We start from the raw sequence: 19,081 nt of genomic DNA on the forward strand, positions 1-19,081 counted from the left end.
TGCCGAACAACATCTTCCAGGTAAGCGTCCCGGACGGTCCTCTGACTCCGGGTGGTGCGCGTCTTGCGATGACGGTCTCGGAGCATCGCCGGGAGGCTGAGGAGCGGGCGAGGGTGCGTGGTGAGGCGAATCGGGCGGCCTATAACGAGGAGATCGGTTACGACCCGGCAGCCCCGGTGCCGTTCTGAGCCGATCCCGTTCCAAGGGCCCCTGCCCGGCGGCGTCTGTGGCCGGCTGAGGGGAAGCACCGCGCGACCGTGGGGTCGGTCGCCGACAGCGACCGACGGGACGTCGGCAAGCGAAGGGGAGGAGGAGTCAGTGCGTGTCGTCGGCGGTGACGTCGACCATGTAGTCGGCGATGCCGGCCGGGTCGGCGAGGAAGTCCTCCATGGCCTGGAAGGCGACGGTGTCTGTGACCCGGTCGCGGTGACGGATACCCGCTTCGCGGTCGATCTCCCAGATGGCCGCGCCCGGGACCGCGGCGACGATCGGGGAGTGGGTGGCGACGATGACCTGCGCGCCCAGTTCGGCGATCTGGTGGAGCTCGGCCATCAGAGCCATCTGGCGCACGGCCGAGAGACCGGACTCGGGCTCGTCGAGGAGGTAGAGCCCCGACGCGTGGAAGGCCTCCCGGATGACGTGGACGACGGACTGGCCGTGCGACATCGCGTTGATGTCGCGCACTCCCGGCCCATCCGCACCGAGCTCGCGGCCGACGCGGTGGTGCGACTCGGCGCGCAGGAACCAGCCGGCCATCGGGCGGCCGGTCATCAGCGCCGCCGCTCGGCCGAAGAGGTGGTTCTCCGCGGCGGAGCCGGGGTTGCCGGTCCAGGGGCCGCCGTGCGTCGGGAAGCGGCAGCTGTAGGCGAGCGCCTCGAGGAAGGTCGACTTGCCGGTGCCGTTCTCGCCCGAGATGACCGTGACCGGGGAGGAGAAGGACAGGGTGCGCCCGGCCGCGACCGTGCGGAACACCGGCAGCTGCATCACCCACTCCGGGACCGGGGGAGCGGACGCCGCGCGCGGCGAGTCCGACGAAAGCAGGTACAAGCCGTCGACGAAGAGACCACGATGATTGCGCAGGGCACTCATGGACGACCCCCGTCATCGGTGAGGAAGGCCGCGGTGCCGGCGGGGTCGGCGATGAACTCACGGGTCGCGCTGACCGCCTCCATGGCGTCGAAGTCGGTGGGCCCGAGCCGGCCGTCGCGCAGTTCGAGCAGCTGTGCCCCGGGCACGGCCATGAGCACGGGGGAGTGGGTGACCACGATGAACTGGGCGCCGGCCGCGGCCAGGTTGGTGATGCGCCCCAGGAGCTCCAGCTGGCGGAAGACGGAGAGGCCGGCCTCGGGCTCGTCGAGGACGAACAGCCCGTCGCCGTGGAAGCGTTTAGAGACCAGGCCCATGAGGGACTCGCCGTGACTAAGCTCCGTCAGCCGCAGCTGCGTGCCGAGCCCGGCGTAGTAGCCGACCGTCTCGAGGTGGGTCTCCCCGCGGAGGAACCACCCGTCGCGCGGGTTGCGCCGGCGGCTGAGCACGATGTGCTCCGAGAGCCGGGAGACCGTCTGCTCCGAGCCGTACTGGCGGGCGTTGCGGGAGCCGCCCATGGCGTCGAAACCCGCCGCGACGGCGACCGCCTCGACGAGGGTGGACTTGCCCGAGCCGTTCTCCCCGCCGATGACGGTGACCGGGCGGGTCAGCTCGAGCGGCTCGCGCTCGAGCGCGAGGGTCAGCGGCAGCCCGGCGAGGTATCCGGGCAGGTCGGCGGCGGGGCAGGCCAGGCGCACCGACGTCAGGTACGCCGGGCCCGGACCACCCCGGCCGCGCGAGCCGCCGACCACGGAGACGTCAGTAGTCCTGCTCGGGCACCTGGACCTCGCCGAGGGCGGAGAGCTCCTCGACGGTGTCGTAGTCCTTCTCCTCGCCGGTGCCCGGCATCTTGATCATCTCGACGTCCGCGATGAGCTCGCGGGCGGCGACGTCGCGGGCGCCGCCGTGCTTGGCGGCCACGCCGTCGAGCGCCTTGCGCAGCGCCGGGGTGCGCCACAGCTGGCAGAGATGCTGCAGCTGGCCGTCGTCCGACTCGACGACGGCGACGTCGGCGTCCTTGGCGCGCTCGAGGGTGCGGTAGAGCGGGGCGATCAGCGCCGGCGCGTGCGGGGCGTCGACGGTGAGCACCATGGTGTAGCGGCAGGTGGCGTCGAAGGCCGCGGCGATGCCGGCCACAGGGCCGCCGCCCGCGGGCTTCTCGCTGACCTGGCGGATGCCCTCGGGCAGATCGAGGGTCTCGCTCGGCGAGACCACCGTGACGATCTCCGGCCCGGGCAGCTGGCGCAGAACCGCGTCGATCAGGCGCACGCCGCTGACGCGCACGAGCGCCTTGTCGACGTTGCCCATGCGCTTGCCCTGCCCACCGGCGAGGACGATGGCGTGGATGCTGGACATTTAAGACTCCTCCGTTCGGCCTGGCGTCGGACGCGACCAGTCGCCCGACCTGCCCCCTGATTTTGCCACGATCGCGCAGGTGCGGATGTAGGCGGAGCGGTCGACGCCCTTGACCATGTCGATCACGGTCAGGCAGGCGACGGTCACGCTCGTCAGTGCCTCCATCTCGACCCCGGTGCGGTCCGCGGTGCGCACGGTGGCGGACACCGTGACGTGGTCCTCCTCGATCGAGAGGTCGACCACGCAGCCGTGCACGCCGATCACGTGCGCCAGCGGCAGCAGGTCCGGGACCTTCTTCGCCGCCGCGATGCCCGCGATGCGGGCGGTGGCGAGCACGTCGCCCTTGGGCACCGTGCCGTCGCGCAGCGCGGCGAGGATGTCGGGTGAGCAGGCGACCTCGCCCCGGGCGGTGGCGGAGCGCACGGTCGACGTCTTGGCGGTGACGTCCACCATGCGGGCCTGCCCCCGGGAGTCGATGTGGGTCAACTGGGGTTCGCGAGGTTCGGAACTGGTCATGGACACCGAGTCTAGCGGGCGCGCAGCACGACGGTGGGCGCGTTCGGGCGCGCGACCGCCAGCCCGTCCGCCCCGGCGAGCGCGCCGACCATGTGGGAGCCGCGCGCCGCCGACATCCGGGCCACACCGGCGGCCCAGTCGAGGCGCACCGGGGCCGCCGAGACACCCCCGTGGCGCGGGGTGAGCTCGCCGTCGAGGGGCAGCGCGACCTGGGGGAGCTCCTCGATGGCACCCGCGGCGGGCAGTCCGGCGAGGCGGCGCACGGAGGGGGCGACGAAGAGCACGGCCGAGGTCCAGGCGGCCACGGGGTTGCCGGGCAGGCAGACGACCGGGGTGTCGCCCCACAGCCCGGCACCTTGTGGCTTCCCGGGGTGCATGGCCAGCGGGTAGAAGTCCATCCGCGCGCGCCCGTCGGCGGTGGCGGCGTGCCCGAGCGCCTTTACCACGTCGAAGGCCCCGGCCGAGATGCCGCCAGCGGTGACGACGAGGTCGCTGCCGGCGGCCGCCTCGTCGAGGAGCCCGGCGAGCGCGGCGGTGTCGTCGCGGCAGTGCGCGGCGGTGACCTCGGCGCCGAAGTCGCTGATCAGGCGGGTGAGCATCGGCCCGTTGGAGTCGGGGATGCGCCACAGCTCGTGTCGGGCGTCGGGCGCGGTCTCGTCGCCGGTGGTCAACACGCACACTCGCGGCACGGGCCGGGCGGTGACCGCCTCGACCCCGCAGGAGACGAGCGTGGCCAGCGTCCCGGCGTCGAGCGGCAGGCCCGCGGGGACGGCGACGTCGCCCGCGCGCAGGTGCTCGCCGGCGTGCCGGATGTGCGTGCGGCCCGCGTCCAGCGCGGTGACGGTGACGCGGGCGGGCAGCTCGACGCGCGGGGCGTCGGTGTCCTCGACGGGGACCACGGCGACGTCGTCGTCGCAGGCGGGCACCACCGCGCCGGTCATGATGCGCACGGCGGCGCCGGCCGGGATCTCGACGGGCGGGTGGCCGGCGGGGATGTCACCGGCGACGGGGAGGCACGCGCCGACGGCGAGGTCGCGCACCCGGGCGACATAACCGTCGACGGCGGAGACGTCGGCGGGCGGCACCGCGCGCAGGGCGCGCGCGGCGTCGGCAATCACGCGGCGGGGGTCGGCGCCGCCGACGGCGACGGTGCGCCCGGGCAGGGGGGAGACGAGTTCCTGCACGGCGCGCAGGTGATTGACGACGTCGCGCTGGTGCGACTGGGTGGGCATCGTGCGCTAGCCGCCGATCGCGGACATGGGGCGGTCCGGCTGGATGAAGGAGGGCTCGTCGATGCCGTGGCCGGGCAGTTTCGCCCACATAACGGCGCGCCACGCGTCGGCGAGCTCGGAGTCGGTCGCGCCGGAGCGCATGAGGTCGCGCAGCGATGTCTCCTCGCGGGCGAACAGGCAGTTGCGCACGGAGCCGTCGGTGGTCAGGCGGGTGCGGTCGCAGGTGCCGCAGAACGGGTGGCTCACCGAGGCGATCACGCCGATGCGGCCGGTGACCTGCGGGGCCTCGCGGTCGATCGCGTTCCAGACGGCCGCGGGGGCGGAGCCGCGCGGCTCGGCGGCGGGGGTGAGCTCGAAGCGCGTGCGCAGGTCGGCGAGGATGTACTCGGCGGTGACCATGCGCGTGCGGTCCCACTGGTCCGGCGGGCCCAGGGGCATTTGCTCGATGAAGCGCAGCTCGAGGCCGCGCTCGAGGGCGAAGGCGGCCAGCGAGACGATGTCGTGGTCGTTGATGCCGGGCATGATCACGGTGTTGATCTTGACCGGGGTCAGGCCTGCGTCGAGGGCGCCCTGGATGCCGCGCAGGACCCCGGCGTGGCGGTCGCGGCGGGTCAGCCGACGGTAGTGCTCGGGGTCGAGGGTGTCCAGGGAGATGTTGACGCGGTCGAGGCCGGCGGCGGCCAGACGCGCGGCGCGCTTGTCGAGGCCGAGGCCGTTGGTGGTGATCGCGGTCTGCGGGGCGGTGCCGTCGTCGGTGCGCAGGCGCTTGGTCGCCGCGACGATGTCCTCGAGCGAGCGGCGGAGCAGCGGCTCGCCGCCGGTGAAGCGGACCTGGCGGATGCCGAGGTCCTCGACGGCGATGCGGATCAGCCGCAGGGTCTCCTCGTCGTCGAGGGTCTCGGCGGTGGGGAACCACTCGAGGCCCTCGGCGGGCATGCAGTAGGTGCAGCGCAGGTTGCAGCGGTCGGTGAGAGACACGCGGAGGTCGCGTGCGACGCGGCCGTAACGGTCCTCGAGGGGGAGGGCCTGGAGAGAAGTGCTGTCTCGGGTCATGGTCCCTCCAATGATAAGTCCGGTCCCGTCGGAATTAAAGAAACCTCTCCTCGGGCGGCGGGCCGGCGGGCTCGCCGGTGCCGTGGTAGCTCTCCGGCGGGGTGATGCGCTCGACGGCCAGCCGGATCAGCGCCTCGTCGTGGGCGTGGTTCTGCAGGTGGCGGTGGATGAGCAGGCCCTCGTAGAGCGAGTCGAGCACGAGCGTGGTCGGCCAGTCGAAGTGACGGGACATCGCCTCGCGGCAGCGGCGCACCCAGCGCAGGAAGATCGCCCGGTAGCGCGGGGCGCGCAGGGCCAGGGCGTAGATCTCGATGGACAGCGAGACGCCGCGCTCCTCGACGGTGGACTCGCTCGTCAGCGCGGAGACGACGGTCTCGCGGGCGGAGGCGAGGTCGTCGGCGGCGGCGGAGGCGGCGCGGAACTCCGCGGCGGAGAGGTCGGTGAAGCGGAGGAAGGCCTCGGTGATGAGGTCCTCGCGGCCGTCGAAGTAGTAGGTCAGCGAGCCGAGCGGCACGCCGGCGCGGGCGGCGATCTTGCGCAGCGAGGTGCCCTCGACGCCGTCGTCGGCGATCACGTCGAGGGCGGCGTCGATGATGCGGTCGCGCCGCTCCGGGTCGTGGCGGGGGTGCGGGGCGGGCGCGTCGTGGTCCATGTCGGTCACGCTACCCGGGCCGGTCAGGCCGGGGTGTTCGGCGGGACCTCCTCGGCCGTCGGCGCGTCGCTGCGGCGCCGGGAGGTGCGGTAGGCCAGCCAGATGCCGTAGAGGCCGACGACGGCCCAGACGAACTCGGTGACGAAGAGGCCGACGTTGAAGGGCTTGATGGCGGTGTAGACGAACGCGGCGCTTGCGCCAGATCTTGAAGATGCCGTAGACGCCGATGAGGCTCCAGATCACCTCGGTGAGGAAGACGCCCATGTTGATCGGCTCGGTGACGAAGGCGGAGTAGGCCAGGAAGCCCGCGCCGATGACGTTGAGCCACTGGTAGGTGTAGTGCTCGGCGGTCAGCTTGCCCAGGGTGAGCAGCGCGAAGCCGGCGAGGAGGGCGACGGAGGCGATCAGCCCCGTCACGGTCATGACATCGAGTTCCATGATGGTCATTTCTCGGTGAGGCCCTCCGGCCTCAGCGGTCGTTGTGTTCGGCGTGCCGGCGCTTCTCGGGGCGGCGGTGGTCCTCGACGGTCGGCAGGGCCAGCGCGCGCAGCGTGTCGGCCATGCCGGCGAAGTCCGCGTCGAAGGCGTGTAGGCTCTCGAGCTGGTCGGCGCGCAGCCTGCCCTCCTTCTCCAGGTACTTCAGCCGCGGGTACCGGCCGGCCAGCAGGAGGCCGAAGTCGACGCCGAGGTCGCGCTGGACCTCCGTGGTCGGCCCGCCGCCGGCCTCGGCGAAGCAGCGGACGTCGGCGAGCGCGTCGTGCAGCATGCGCAGGTCGAGGTCGACGCCCGGCTCGGAGCCGTCCTCGGTGGCGTAGGAGTCGACGCCGGTGCGCGACGGGCCGGTCTTGGTGTCGCGCCAGCGGCGCATCCGCAGCGTGTCGGTGGCCAGCACCGGCTCGTTGAGCTCGAGCACCTTCGCGTCGGGCTCGCGCGTCAGCTGACCCTGGCTCATGCGGATGAAGGTGTGCCGGCGGCTCATGTCGGGGCGCAGGCAGCGCAGGCCGACGGCGAAGGCGTCGAGGTCCTCGCGGGTGAAGTTCCAGCCGAGGTAGCGGGCGACGGGCAGGATCTCGTAGTCGTCGGGCCCGGTGCCCGGGAAGCCGAAGCCGGTCTCCTCGATGTAGGCGCGCACCCGTTCGCCGGCGGCGTCGTCGAGGATCATGTCCTCGTGGACGGGATACATGTGCTCTGACTCCTTCTAGATCATCTGCATGCGGTCGTAGTCGTCGTTGTCCTCGAACCAGCCGCCGCGGCCCTTGCCGACGATGTCGTAGCGGTTGACCACGTCGATGCGCTCGACCCACTTGATGGAGCGGAAGCCGGTGGAGATCTCCTGCCGGATGCGCATCGGGGCGCCGTTCTCGATCGGCACGGTCTTGCCGTTCAGCGAGATGGCGACCAGGGTCTGCGGCTGGTTGGCCTCGGCCAGGGGCGCGGACTCGTAGTAGAAGCCCTCGTCGTAGACGGCGTTGTCGCGGCCCATGTTCCGGAAGCTCTGGAAGACGACGTCGGTCGCGCCCGGCAGTGGGCGGGCCAGGTCGAGGATCGTCTTGAGCGGCACGCCGCCCCACTCGCCGACCCAGGAGAAGCCCTGCACGCAGTTGTGCATGGTCACCTGGGAGTGGTCCTTGGCCAGTTCGCGCAGGTCTCGCATGGACAGCACCATTGGGCGCTCCACGCAGCCGCCGATCTCGAGGTAGTAGTCGTCCTCGTAGTTGTTGGCCACCATCGCGGTGTACTCGTCGATCTCCGGCGGGCAGCCCGAGCCGCGGAAGAGGCGGCCGGTCTTGAAGCCGGTGAAGTCCTGGCGGCTGGGCAGCTTGATCAGCCGGCGGGTCAGCGGGCGCACCAGCGCGTTGTTGAGCTGGCGCACGATGTGCGACTTGTGGAGCGAGGTCTTGGTGGCGACCACGTGGAAAAAGACCACGAAGGCGAGCAGCGCGGTGAAGATGACGCCGCCGTCGACCGGGGAGTCCGAGTGTCCGAAGACCATCTTGGAGACCTCGTGGCCGTAGCCGTGCATGATGACCATCGCGACGTGGATGACGATGAAGACCAGGTAGATGATCAGGCCCCAGAAGTGCAGGGTGCGGATGACCTGGCGGCCGCCGAGGGCCTTGGTGATCCGCGGCCAGTGCGTGTTGACGGCCGGGGTCTGGAAGAGGCCGGTGAAGATCATGAAGGCCGGCAGGATCAGCATCACGAAGGCGTAGGAGAGCTGCTGCACCGAATTGAAGGGCATGCCGTCCTGCGCGTGCGGGATCTGGAAGGCCGGGTAGTTCACCACGTCGTCGAGGGCCTGCGGGAAGACGTCTCAGCTCTGCGGGACGTAGCGGCGCCACTGGCCGGTGACGGCCAGCAGGACGTAGTAGATGAGGAAGCAGGTGACGTAGCCGGTCACCGTGATGAAGTGCCAGTAGCGGCCCTGACCGAGCTTGCCGTAGCCGGGCAGCGAGACGATCGGGGAGTAGTTCTCGTACTCCGCGCCGACCGCGTAGTACTTGTGCTTCGGCTTCTCCTTCACCGTGAACTGGGCCCAGTGCTCGCCGGGCTGGTTCTGCACCTTGCGGTGCAGGCGCGGGTAGGTGCCCAGGATCTCGATGCCCGAGCGGATGAAGAAGGTGACGAAGATGATGTTGAGGAAGTGCTCGGCACGCAGCCACCAGGGAAATCCTAATTCCATTGTCTCTTTCTCCTTCGGGCTCTCAGTCCGTGAAGCCCTGGTCGTCGGGCCAGGCGACGATCATGCCGTAGTTGATGGCCCAGTTGAGCACCCAGTAGGCGACGGAGGCGAGCATCATCGTGTTCCAGCACGCCGCCAGCTCGACGCTCGCGCCGTTCCAGACGTAGGGCGCGTCGCCGAAGAGCCCGCCGACGTAGACGAGCACGGCGACGGTGGCCACGAGGCTGCCGTAGTCCCAGATGCGCATCCGGGTGCACAGGCCGAGCGCGAGGTAGACGGCGGCCAGTGCCGCCACCGCCCACAGCGCGAACCCGGCCCCGGGGAAGGGGAGGTGGTCGGAGAGCGCTACGGCCACCGCGGTGCCGCCGATGACGGCGACGACGATCAACAGCAGCGCCTTGGTCAGGCGCGGCAGGTTGATCCGGATGTAGCGCGGGAACGGCGCGCGCTCCCGCCCGGCGGGATGTGGTGGAACACATCCTCGGTGGCGTTGGGGGCCCCGACCGCGTTGATCTCTTTCATGGGGCGACCCTTTTCCAGTCAGTCCGTCCCCCGGGGCGTCCGCGCCCGGCGACCGATGTGTCGGGGTTTATCCACGACGTTTCCCGTGCGGCTTGACACACCGGAGTCTAGGGCGGAACCCGAGGGCACGCCTAGTGTACGGGCGTACATATGCGCAGGTGACCGGAGTTGCGGAGGGCACGGAAAATCCCCCGGCCGACAAGCCGGGGGATTGTCACTGACGAGTCCGTGAAAAGAGTTCAGGGGCTTCAGTCGACGACGATGACCATGAGGTCGCGCGGGCCGTGCACGCCCTCGACGCGGACGAGCTCGATGTCCGAGGTCGCCGAGGGGCCGGAGATCATGGTCACGGGCAGCTCGGGGTCGAGGCGGCCGACCATCTCGGGCACGCCGTAGACGACGGTGTCCATGCGCACGATGCACACGTGCCGGTCGGGCACGAGGGTCAGGGCGCGGCGGCCGTTGGTCGCGTTGGACTGCAGGCAGATCGTGCCCGTCTGCGCGCAGGAGACGTGCGAGTCGGTGACCACGGCGTCGACGGAGTCGAGCTCGCGCGGGTCGGAGTCGCGGGAGTCCGGGGTCCATTCGGCGTCGACCTCGGCGAAGAGGCTGGCGTCCAGGCCCTCGGCGTAGCGCACGGTGTGCGCGCCGCGCTCGGAGAGCACGCGGGCCAGGGTGGCCGGCAGCTCCTCGGCGCTCGAGCGGGTCACGTCGGCGCGGTAGTCGACCAGCCGGTCGACCAGCAGCTCGCGCAGCTCGTCGCGGCCCATCCCGGAGGTCGTGGCGTACTCGCGGGGCACCTCGACCTCGGCCGGGGTGTGCGAGAGCTGCTGGGCGTCGCGGACCCGCTTGAGGATCTCGCGCTTGGCGTCGGCGTTGCGGCGCTCCTCGGCGGTGGTCATCGGTTCTCCTCCTCGTTGTCCTGCGCGGCGTCGGGCTCCTGTGCGTCGGGCATGCCCTCGCGGCGGGCCTCGTCGAGCAGTTCGCGGGCCTCGTCGGAGTTCCACCAGGAGCGGAAGGACTTCTTCGGGGGCACGGCGGTGTCGCGCACGTCGGTCCAGCCGGACAGGAAGCTCGGCAGGTGGGTGATCGTCTTGTCGAAGCCGCCGAGCACGCGGCCGAGGAAGATCCCCTGCATGACGGCGTTCCACATCTTCGGGTGCCCCATGACCAGGCCGGCGGCGTCGAGCAGGGCGCCCTCGATCTTCGGCCGGTGGTTCTCCACCTTCTGGTGGCGCAGCTCGAGCAGGATGTCCGTGATCGGGATCTTGACCGGGCAGACGCTGTCGCAGCGCCCGCACAGCGAGGACGCGTAGGGCAGCGAGGCCGAGGGGTCGTCGGTGGAGTCGATGCCGGTCAGCTGCGGGGTGATGATCGCGCCGATCGGGCCCGGGTAGACGGAGCCGTAGGAGTGGCCGCCCGCGCGCTCGTAGACGGGGCAGACGTTGAGGCACGCCGAGCAGCGGATGCACTTGAGCGCCTCGCGGCCGATCTCGTTGGCCAGCGCGTGGGTGCGGCCGTTGTCCAGGATCACCACGTGGAAGTCCTGCGGGCCGTCGCCCTCGGTGGTGCCGGACCACAGCGAGGTGTAGGGGTTCATGCGTTCGCCGGTCGAGGAGCGCGGCAGCAGCTGCAGGAAGACGCCGAGGTCGGAGAAGCGCGGCAAGAGCTTCTCGATGCCCATCACGGAGATCAGGGTCTCCGGCAGGGTGAGGCACATGCGCCCGTTGCCCTCGGACTCGACGATGGAGACCGTGCCGGTCTCCGCGACGCCGAAGTTGCAGCCGGAGATGGCGACCTTGGCGCGCATGAACTGCTCGCGCAGGAAGAGGCGGGAGGCCTCGGCCAGCTCCGGCGGGTTCGCCGGCAGCGACTCGTCGGTGTTGGGCATCTCGCGCACGAAGATGTCGCGGATCTCCGCGCGGTTGCGGTGCAGCGCGGGCACGACGATGTGCGACGGGCGGTCGTGGCCGAGCTGGACGATCAGCTCGGCCAGGTCCGTCTCCTGCGCGTGGATGCCGGACTCCTCGAGGACCTCGTTGAGGGCGATCTCCTGGGTGGCCATCGACTTGATCTTGACCACGTCGGTCTCCCCGGTGGCCTTGACCAGGTCGGTGACGATCCGGCCGGCCTCGGCGGCGTCGCGGGCCCAGTGCACGTGGCCGCCGCGGGCGGTGACGGCCGCCTCGAACTGCTCGAGCAGCTCGGGCAGGTGGGCGGCGACCTCCTGCTTGATCGCGGAGCCGGCGTCGCGCAGGCGCTCCCAGTCGTCGCACTCGGCGACGACTCGGGCGCGCTTGGCGCGGATGGAGGTGGTGGCGTGGTGCAGGTTGCGGCGCTTGGTCGCGTTGTCCAGCTCGGTGTGGGCGGCCTTGGTGAAGCCGACGTCGCCGCGCAGGGCGCTGGGGGAGTGGGAGGCGACCGGCGGCATCGCCGGGCGGCCGAGGTTGACGACGCTCACAGCATGGCCTCCCTCCGGTAGGCGGCGCGCTCGGGCGTCCACGGTCGCTCGCGGGTGGAGACGAGGATCTCGGCCATGTGGATCGCGCGGATGCCGGTGCGCTGGCGCGAGAGCGAGCCGACGATGTTCATCAGGCAGGAGGAGTCGCCGGCGGTGACGTACTCGGCGCCGGTGGACTTGATGTTGCGCACCTTGTCCGAGACCATCGCCGCGGAGACCTCCGCGTTCTTGACGGAGAAGGTGCCGCCGAAGCCGCAGCACTCCTCGTAGTTGGGCAGGTCGACCAGCTCGAGGCCCTCGACGGCGTCGAGCAGCCGGTAGGGCCGGTCGCCAACCTCGATGAAGCGCAGGGAGTGGCAGGAGGCGTGGTAGGTCACCCGGTGCGGGAACCAGGCGCCCAGGTCGGTGCGCTGCTCGACGTCGCAGAGGAACTCGCACAGCTCGTAGGTCTTGTCGGCGGCCCGCTGGGCGCCATCGACGAGGGCGGAGTCGCCGTAGCGCTCCGCGATGCGCACGTGCTGTTCGCGCACGGCGCCGGCGCAGGAGCCCGAGGGGGCGACCACGCAGTCGATGGACGGGTCGGCGAAGGCGTCGGCGTAGGTGCGGATGATCGGCACCGCCTCACGCTGGTAGCCGGTGTTGATGTGCATCTGTCCGCAACAGGTCTGGCCCTCGGGGAAGACGACCTCGTGACCCAGCCGGGTCAGCAGGATCGCCGTGGCCTTGTGGGCGTCCGGGAAGAGTGCGTCGCCGATGCACGTGGAGAAGAGCGCGATGCGCATGTGAGCGGCTCCTGGGGAGTATTCGGCGTGAAGACGGACGTCCGCTCCGCCGAACTCGCCGGGGTCGTCGTGAGACGTCTGCGACGGGGTGGTGGGGTGGGCGTCCGGGTCCTTGGGGCACCCCCGATCCTAGCGCAGAAATAGTTGACACGCCCACGGGTAAAGCTTGCGACCTGCGGTTATTAATGTAATGAGGGTGTTGCGTTATTCCGTTTGCTGTCGAAGCAAATGTTCGGTCGTTTCCGGTTCGTCTACCCCGTCGGGGGTGGCGCGCCGGGTGTGACGTGCACCGCCGAGTCTGCCGCCGCGCCCCCGCGCGGGCCCCGGGGACGCCGCCGAGGGGGGTGACCGGGGTCGAAGATAGGGACGATGCACCTCTTTCAACGCCCCGGCCGTGCCGGACGCGCGCGACCTGTGCGTTAGAATCTGCGCCCATGACACCTGCAGCCCTCGGAGAACTCATCGGCACCACGGCCTCGGCCGTCTTCGCCGACCACAACCTCGATACCGCGGTGCTCCCGGAGACCGTGACCGTCGAGCGGCCGCGCAACCCGGAGCACGGCGACTACGCCACCAACCTGGCCCTGCAGGTGGCCAAGAAGGCCGGCGTCAACCCCCGCGAGCTGGCCGGCTGGCTGGCCGAGGCGCTCGGCGCGGACGACGCCGTCGCCTCCGCCGAGGTCGCCGGTCCCGGCTTCCTCAACATCCGCCTGGCCGCGGCCGCCCAGGGCGAGATCGTCGCCCGCATCCGCGAGGCCGGCGCCGCGTTCGGCCACGCCGACACCTACGCCGGGCGCCGCATCAACCTCGAGTTCGTCTCCGCCAACCCGACCGGCCCGATCCACCTGGGCGGCACCCGCTGGGCCGCCGTCGGCGACTCCCTGGGCCGTGTGCTCGAGGCCGCCGGCGCCGAGGTCACCCGCGAGTACTACTTCAACGACCACGGCCGCCAGATCGACCGCTTCGCGCGCTCGCTGGTCGCCGCGGCCGAGGGTGAGCCCACCCCGGAGGACGGCTACGGCGGCGACTACATCGCCGACATCGCCCGGCGCGTCGTCGACAAGCGCCCCGACGCGCTCGACCACGAGCCGGAGGAGACGCAGGAGATCTTCCGCGCCGAGGGTGTGGAGATGATGTTCGCCCACATCAAGTCCTCCCTGCACGAGTTCGGCACCGACTTCGACGTCTTCTTCCACGAGAACTCACTGTTCGAGTCCGGCGCCGTCGACGCCGCCATCCAGAAGCTCAAGGACAACGGCGAGCTCTACCTCGCCGACGGCGCCTGGTGGCTGCGCTCGACCGACTTCGGCGACGACAAGGACCGCGTCGTCATCAAGTCCGACGGCGACGCCGCCTACATCGCCGGCGACATCGCCTACATCGGCGACAAGATCGACCGCGGCCACGACCTGTGCATCTACATGCTCGGCGCCGACCACCACGGCTACATCGCCCGCCTGAAGGCCGCCGCCGTGGCCCTGGGCTACCGCGCCGAGCAGGTCGAGGTGCTCATCGGCCAGATGGTCAACCTGCTGCGCGACGGCCAGGCCGTCAAGATGTCCAAGCGCGCGGGCACCGTGATCACCCTCGACGACCTCGTCGAGGCGATCGGCGTGGACGCCGCCCGCTACGCGATGATCCGCTCCTCGGTGGACAGCTCGCTGGACATCGACCTGGATCTGTGGGCCTCGCAGTCCAACGACAACCCCGTCTACTATGTGCAGTACGCCCACGCGCGCCTGTGCTCGCTGGACCGCAAGGCCGCCGAGACCGGCGTCGAGCTTCCGGCGGCCGACCTCGCCGCGCTCACCGACGAGCGCGAGGGCGAGCTCATCCGCACCCTCGGCGAGTTCCCGGCCGTGGTCACCGCCGCCGCCGAGCTGCGTGAGCCGCACCGCGTCGCCCGCTACGCCGAGCGCCTGGCCGGTGTCTTCCACCGCTTCTACGACAACTGCCCGATCCTGCCGAAGGCGGACGAGGAGCCCACGGCCCTGCACGCCGCGCGCCTCGAGCTCGCGCGCGCGTCGCGTCAGGTGCTCGCCAACGCCCTCGGCCTGCTCGGCGTCACCGCGCCGGAGCGGATGTAAGGGGGACGCCAGGTGACCGTCCCGAAGAACATACCGGAGTCCGTCCGCCAGACCGTCGCGGCGTTCAAGGCCCAGGGCCGCACGGCCGAGGAGGCCTTCAACGAGCTGCCGGCCAACGTCTGGCCGACCAACGCGCGCCGTCAGGAGGACGGCGTGGTCACGATCGCGGGCGTGCCGCTGCCCGAGATCGTCGAGGAGTACGGCGCGCCCGTCGTGGTCGTCGACGAGGCCGACTTCCGCCTGCGCGCCCGCCAGCTGGCCCGCGCGTTCGGCGGCCCGGACCACGTGCACTACGCCGCCAAGGCCTTCCTGACCCGCCAGATCGCCCGCTGGGTCGACGAGGAGGGCCTGAGCCTCGACGTCGCGAGCGCCGGCGAGCTGGCCATCGCGCTGGCCTCCGGCTTCCCCGCCGCGCGCATCACCGTGCACGGCAACAACAAGACGCGCGGCTTCCTCGAGCAGTGCGTGCGCGCCGGCGTGGGCCACGTGGTGCTGGACTCGCCCGGCGAGCTGCAGATGCTTGACGACGTCGCGCGTGCCGCCGGTGCGGTCCAGTCCGTGCTGGTGCGTGTCACCCCCGGCGTGGAGGCGCACACCCACGAGTTCATCGCGACCTCGCACGAGGACCAGAAGTTCGGCTTCTCGCTGGCCTCCGGCGCGGCCTTCGAGGCCGTGCGCGACGCGCTGGCGGCCGAGGGCCTGCACCTCGACGGGCTGCACTGCCACGTCGGCTCGCAGGTCTTCGACGCCGAGGGCTTCTCGCTCGCCGCCCAGCGCGTGCTGGGGCTCCTGGGCCGTGTGGTCGACGAGCTGGGCCCGGAGTACGGCGGGCGCGAGGTGCTCGCCGAGGAGCTCAGCCTGCTCGACCTCGGCGGCGGCTTCGGCATCGCCTACACCGCCGAGGAGGACCCGCTGGACGTCGCCGGCGTGGCCCGCGACATGCTCTCCCAGGTAGCCGCGCACGCGGAGGCCTCCGGGGTGCCGGCGCCGAAGGTGATGGTCGAGCCGGGCCGCGCGATCGTCGGCCCCTCCGTGGTGACCGTCTACGAGGTCGGCACGGTCAAGGACGTGCCGATCGACGAGGGCATCACGCGGCGCTACCTAGCCGTCAGCGGCGGCATGTCGGACAACATCCGCCCGATGCTCTACGACGCCAACTACGACGCCCGCCTGGTCAACCGCTTCACCGAGGGCGAGGCCGTCGCCGGCCGCGTCGTGGGCTCGCACTGCGAGTCGGGCGACATCCTCGTCCACGACCTGATGATCCCGGACGACGTCGGGGTCGGCGACCTGGTCGCCCTGGCCGCCACGGGAGCGTACTGCCTGGCGATGTCCTCGAACTACAACGCCGCCTGCCGCCCGCCGGTGGTCGTCGTCGACGGGGGAGAGGCGCGCCTGATGGTGCGCCGCGAGACCGTCGAGGACCTCATGGCCCGCGAGGTGCTCTGAGGCCCCGAGGGCCCCTGCCGAGCCCCCTGCGTCGTGCAAAATGAACAGCATGGTCTATAGTGTCGGGACATACCCGTTCTGACGCTTGAGGCAGGAGAGAGATGACGACGCAGCAGCATGACGCCGCCCGGTACCCGACCGCGGCGGCCCGCGAGAATCGTCCGGTGGGCATCGCCCTGCTGGGCTACGGCACGGTCGGTTCCGAGGTCCTGCGGCTGATGACCGAGAACTCCGAGGCTCTCGAGCACCGCATTGAAGGTCCCTTCGAGCTGAAGGGCGTGGCCGTCTCGGACGCGTCGAAGCCCCGCGAGGGCGTGGACCCGGCGCTGATCACCGACGACGCGCGCAGCCTGGTGCTGCGCGACGACGTCGATGTCGTCGTCGAGGTCATCGGCGGCATCGACTACCCGCGCGAGCTCGTGCTCGCCGCGCTCAACGCCGGCAAGTCCGTGGTCACCGCCAACAAGGCCCTGGTCGCCGCGCACGCCGACGAGCTGGCCGCCGCCGCGGACGCCAACAACGTCGACCTCTTCTACGAGGCCGCCGTCGCCGCCGCGATTCCGGTGGTCAACATGCTGCGCCGCTCGCTGGCCGGCGACCAGATCCGCCGGATCTCCGGCATCGTCAACGGCACCACGAACTTCATCCTCGACGCCATGGACGCCACCGGCGCCGACTACGAGGACGCCCTGGCCGAGGCGACCCGCCTGGGCTACGCCGAGGCCGACCCGACGGCCGACGTCGAGGGCCACGACGCGGCGAGCAAGGCCGCGATCCTGGCCTCGATGGGCTTCTACACCCGCGTGCGCTTCTCCGACGTGAGCTGCGAGGGCATCACCGGCGTGACCGCCGAGGACATCGAGGCAGCCAAGGCCGCCGGCGACACCATCAAGCTGCTGGCGATCTGCGAGAAGATCACCGGAGAGGACGGCACCGTGTCCGTATCCGCCCGCGTCCACCCGACCCTCGTGCCGCGGGAGCACCCGCTGGCCAGCGTGTCCGGCTCCTACAACGCCGTCTTCGTCGAGGCCGAGGGCGCCGGCGACCTGATGTTCTACGGCAACGGCGCCGGCGGTGCCCCCACCGCCTCGGCCGTGCTCGGCGACGTCGTTGGCGCGGCGCGCAACAAGTACCTCGGCGGTCGCGCCCCGAAGGACCTGACCTACGCCGACCTTCCGATCGCCGACCCGGGCGACGTGCCCACCCGCTACCACATCGACCTGCGCGTCCACGACCGCGTCGGCGTGCTGGCGGACCTGGCGCAGACCTGCGCCTCGCGCGGCATCTCGCTGCGCACCGTGCGCCAGGAGGAGGGCTACGACGTCGACGGCCACGAGGCCGCCCGCCTGATCCTGGTCACCCACACCGCCCGCGAGCACGACCTGGCCGACTTCGTCTCGGACCTCAAGGCCCACGACGACGTCCTGGCGGTCAAGTCGGTCATCCGGCTGGCCGACTAGGGCCGGCGGGGCAGCGGACGAACAGAGGAGGAGCAAGAACATGGCAGTGGAACTTGAGGTCGGTCGCGCCGTCACCGTGCGCGTGCCCGGCTCCTCGGCGAACCTGGGTCCCGGCTTCGACACGATGGGCCTGGCGCTGGACATCCACGACACCGTCGAGGTCGAGGTCATCGACTCCGGCCTGGAGATCGAGATCCACGGCGAGGGCGCGGCCGACCTGCCGCGCGACGCCTCGCACCTGGTGGTCAAGGCCATCACCGCCGGTCTCAATGCCGCGGACGTCACCGCCCCCGGCCTGCGGGTGACCTGCACGAACACGATCCCGCAGTCGCGCGGGCTCGGCTCCTCGGCCGCGGCCGCCGCCGCCGGTGTGCTCGCCGCCAACGGCCTGGCCGACTTCCCGCTCAGCGAGGAGCAGCTCGTCCAGCTGGCCAGCGCCTTCGAGGGCCACCCGGACAACGCGGGCGCCTCGGTGCTCGGCGGCGGCGTGGTCTCCTGGATCGAGATCCCCGTCGACGGCGTGAGCCATCCGGTCTACCGAGCCGTGCGCATCCCCGTCGACGAGCGCATCCGCGCCACCGTGCTCGTGCCGTCCTTCCACGCCTCCACCCAGGCCGTGCGCCGGGTGCTGCCCAGCCACGTCACGCACACCGACGCCCGCTTCAACGTCTCGCGCACGGCGGTGCTCTCCGTCGCGCTGCAGGCGCACCCGGAGCTGCTCTGGGAGGGCACCCGCGACCGGCTGCACCAGCCGTACCGCGCGGACGTGCTGCCCGTGACCGCGGAGTGGGTCAACCGCCTGCGCAACCGCGGCTGGGCGGCCTACCTCTCGGGCGCGGGCCCGACCTGTGCGGTGCTGTCCACCGAGCCGGTGGACCCCGCGCTTCTCGACGCCGCCCGCGAGGAGGGCCTGGCCGTCTACGAGCTCTCCGTGGCCGGCGGGCCGACGGTCACCCCGTCCCGGGCCTGACCGGCCGGGGGCCGGGGACTAGGGCCGCACGCAGAGGGTGCAGCGGCCCTTCTCGGTCAGGGGCAGCATCGTCGTCTCGGCGGTCGAGGTGGCCCCGAAGTACTCCTCGATGAAGCCCTCGTGGATCGCGCAGACGACGGGGGAGGGGGCCGTCTCCCCGGCGACGAAGGGGCAGGCGCGCAGCGAGACCACGCGCGCGCCCTCCTCGGGGTCCTCGGTGAGGTCGCCGCGCGACTCCGGCTCGTCGGCCGGGTCGAAGCCGAGCTGACGCAGCCGCTGGACCAGCTGGTCGAAGGCGGCGTCGGCGCCGACGCGCCCGCCCTCGTCGGCCAGCGTCATCTTGCGCGCCCACCGGCGCCCGATGCGGTGCGCGGTGGCGAAGCGCTCCTCGGGGTCCGGGGTGCGCGCGGTCAGGTCGTCCGCCATGATCTCGATGAGCGAGAGGTACTCGCGGGCGATGGCCCGGTTGTCGGGCAGCCGGGCGGAGAAGAGGATCGTCGGGCGGCCGCGGCCGTGGATCGGGGCGGTGGCCGTGTGCACGGCGCCGTGGGCGAGCAGCTCGTCGAGGTGACCGCGCACGGTGTTGGCGTGCATGCCGAGGATCTCGGAGAGTTGGGCGACCGAGACGCCGGCGGGGTGCTCGCGCAGGGCGGCCAGGACCTCGCGCTGCTTGGGGCTCAGCGGCAGGGTCTCGGAGAACAGCTCGGTGGCGGGCCGCGGTGCCCGGCGGCGGGCGGGAGCTCCGGTACGCATACCTTTTATCGTACCCCGT

The 19,081-nt window shown here is 71.4% G+C and carries 19 protein-coding genes and 1 pseudogene; 5 read left to right on the forward strand and 15 right to left on the reverse strand.

Annotated elements, in window-relative coordinates; translation table 11 throughout:
* A pseudogene (locus tag QP119_RS04760) lies at positions 1 to 188 on the forward strand (hypothetical protein); the annotation flags it as partial.
* A 127-nt stretch (positions 189 to 315) separates the two neighbouring features.
* Here QP119_RS04760 and QP119_RS04765 read toward each other — a convergent pair.
* The 14 genes from QP119_RS04765 to QP119_RS04835 form a co-directional block, all read right to left on the reverse strand.
* Positions 316 to 1,089 carry an AAA family ATPase gene (locus tag QP119_RS04765; protein WP_284774017.1) on the reverse strand — a complete coding sequence of 258 codons (774 nt, stop codon included), beginning with the start codon at positions 1,087 to 1,089 and terminating at the stop codon, positions 316 to 318.
* Positions 1,086 to 1,838 carry an AAA family ATPase gene (locus tag QP119_RS04770; RefSeq protein WP_284774020.1) on the reverse strand — a complete coding sequence of 251 codons (753 nt, stop codon included), beginning with the start codon at positions 1,836 to 1,838 and terminating at the stop codon, positions 1,086 to 1,088. Before QP119_RS04770 ends, QP119_RS04765 begins: the two co-directional genes overlap by 4 nt.
* 7 nt (positions 1,839 to 1,845) lie before the next feature.
* Positions 1,846 to 2,442 carry a molybdenum cofactor guanylyltransferase gene (gene mobA / locus QP119_RS04775; protein WP_284774022.1) on the reverse strand — a complete coding sequence of 199 codons (597 nt, stop codon included), beginning with the start codon at positions 2,440 to 2,442 and terminating at the stop codon, positions 1,846 to 1,848.
* Positions 2,443 to 2,958: a cyclic pyranopterin monophosphate synthase MoaC gene (gene moaC, locus QP119_RS04780; protein ID WP_284774023.1), complete on the reverse strand. Its 516-nt coding sequence runs from the start codon at positions 2,956 to 2,958 to the stop codon at positions 2,443 to 2,445.
* A gap of 11 nt (positions 2,959 to 2,969) precedes the next feature.
* The gene (locus QP119_RS04785; protein ID WP_284774025.1) at positions 2,970 to 4,190 is read right to left on the reverse strand and encodes a molybdopterin molybdotransferase MoeA; all 1,221 of its coding nucleotides are present in this window, start codon (positions 4,188 to 4,190) and stop codon (positions 2,970 to 2,972) included.
* Positions 4,191 to 4,196: 6 nt separating this feature from the next.
* The gene (gene moaA, locus QP119_RS04790) at positions 4,197 to 5,243 is read right to left on the reverse strand and encodes a GTP 3',8-cyclase MoaA (RefSeq protein WP_284774027.1); all 1,047 of its coding nucleotides are present in this window, start codon (positions 5,241 to 5,243) and stop codon (positions 4,197 to 4,199) included.
* A 34-nt stretch (positions 5,244 to 5,277) separates the two neighbouring features.
* A complete protein-coding gene (locus QP119_RS04795) occupies positions 5,278 to 6,333 on the reverse strand; it encodes a TetR/AcrR family transcriptional regulator (RefSeq protein ID WP_284774029.1) in 1,056 nt (351 codons plus the stop codon).
* Between the two features lie 31 nt (positions 6,334 to 6,364).
* The gene (locus QP119_RS04800; protein ID WP_284774030.1) at positions 6,365 to 7,078 is read right to left on the reverse strand and encodes a hypothetical protein; all 714 of its coding nucleotides are present in this window, start codon (positions 7,076 to 7,078) and stop codon (positions 6,365 to 6,367) included.
* 15 nt (positions 7,079 to 7,093) lie between these two features.
* On the reverse strand, positions 7,094 to 8,182 hold the full coding sequence (locus tag QP119_RS11815; RefSeq protein WP_336620410.1) for a molybdopterin-dependent oxidoreductase: 1,089 nt from the start codon (positions 8,180 to 8,182) through the stop codon (positions 7,094 to 7,096).
* A gap of 27 nt (positions 8,183 to 8,209) precedes the next feature.
* On the reverse strand, positions 8,210 to 8,578 hold the full coding sequence (locus QP119_RS04815) for a hypothetical protein (protein WP_284774031.1): 369 nt from the start codon (positions 8,576 to 8,578) through the stop codon (positions 8,210 to 8,212).
* Positions 8,579 to 8,600: 22 nt separating this feature from the next.
* A complete protein-coding gene (locus QP119_RS04820) occupies positions 8,601 to 8,966 on the reverse strand; it encodes a hypothetical protein (RefSeq protein ID WP_284774033.1) in 366 nt (121 codons plus the stop codon).
* 382 nt (positions 8,967 to 9,348) lie between these two features.
* Entirely contained in the window at positions 9,349 to 10,002 is a 654-nt protein-coding gene (locus QP119_RS04825) for a LutC/YkgG family protein (RefSeq protein ID WP_284774035.1), read from the reverse strand.
* On the reverse strand, positions 9,999 to 11,531 hold the full coding sequence (locus QP119_RS04830; RefSeq protein WP_284774195.1) for a LutB/LldF family L-lactate oxidation iron-sulfur protein: 1,533 nt from the start codon (positions 11,529 to 11,531) through the stop codon (positions 9,999 to 10,001). The genes QP119_RS04825 and QP119_RS04830 overlap by 4 nt, the downstream gene beginning before the upstream one ends.
* A gap of 26 nt (positions 11,532 to 11,557) precedes the next feature.
* Positions 11,558 to 12,343 carry a (Fe-S)-binding protein gene (locus QP119_RS04835; RefSeq protein ID WP_284774036.1) on the reverse strand — a complete coding sequence of 262 codons (786 nt, stop codon included), beginning with the start codon at positions 12,341 to 12,343 and terminating at the stop codon, positions 11,558 to 11,560.
* A gap of 434 nt (positions 12,344 to 12,777) precedes the next feature.
* Between QP119_RS04835 and argS the strand changes: the two genes are divergently transcribed.
* The 4 genes from argS (at position 12,778) to thrB (ending at position 18,309) form a co-directional block, all read left to right on the forward strand.
* Positions 12,778 to 14,430, forward strand: a complete 1,653-nt coding sequence (gene argS, locus QP119_RS04840; RefSeq protein WP_284774038.1) for an arginine--tRNA ligase — start codon at positions 12,778 to 12,780, stop codon at positions 14,428 to 14,430.
* 30 nt (positions 14,431 to 14,460) lie between these two features.
* Positions 14,461 to 15,879 (forward strand): diaminopimelate decarboxylase, encoded by a 1,419-nt coding sequence (gene lysA / locus QP119_RS04845; RefSeq protein ID WP_284774197.1) that lies wholly within the window; start codon positions 14,461 to 14,463, stop codon positions 15,877 to 15,879.
* Positions 15,880 to 15,980: 101 nt separating this feature from the next.
* Positions 15,981 to 17,339, forward strand: coding sequence for a homoserine dehydrogenase (locus QP119_RS04850; RefSeq protein WP_284774039.1), 1,359 nt, complete (start codon positions 15,981 to 15,983; stop codon positions 17,337 to 17,339).
* Between the two features lie 40 nt (positions 17,340 to 17,379).
* Positions 17,380 to 18,309 (forward strand): homoserine kinase, encoded by a 930-nt coding sequence (gene thrB / locus QP119_RS04855; RefSeq protein WP_284774041.1) that lies wholly within the window; start codon positions 17,380 to 17,382, stop codon positions 18,307 to 18,309.
* An 18-nt stretch (positions 18,310 to 18,327) separates the two neighbouring features.
* Here the strand turns inward: thrB and QP119_RS04860 are convergent, their stop codons facing one another.
* Positions 18,328 to 19,062 (reverse strand): helix-turn-helix transcriptional regulator, encoded by a 735-nt coding sequence (locus QP119_RS04860; RefSeq protein WP_284774043.1) that lies wholly within the window; start codon positions 19,060 to 19,062, stop codon positions 18,328 to 18,330.
* Positions 19,063 to 19,081: the final 19 nt, after the last annotated feature.

This window comes from Corynebacterium frankenforstense, from assembly GCF_030211955.1.
Taxonomy (GTDB): domain Bacteria; phylum Actinomycetota; class Actinomycetes; order Mycobacteriales; family Mycobacteriaceae; genus Corynebacterium; species Corynebacterium frankenforstense_A.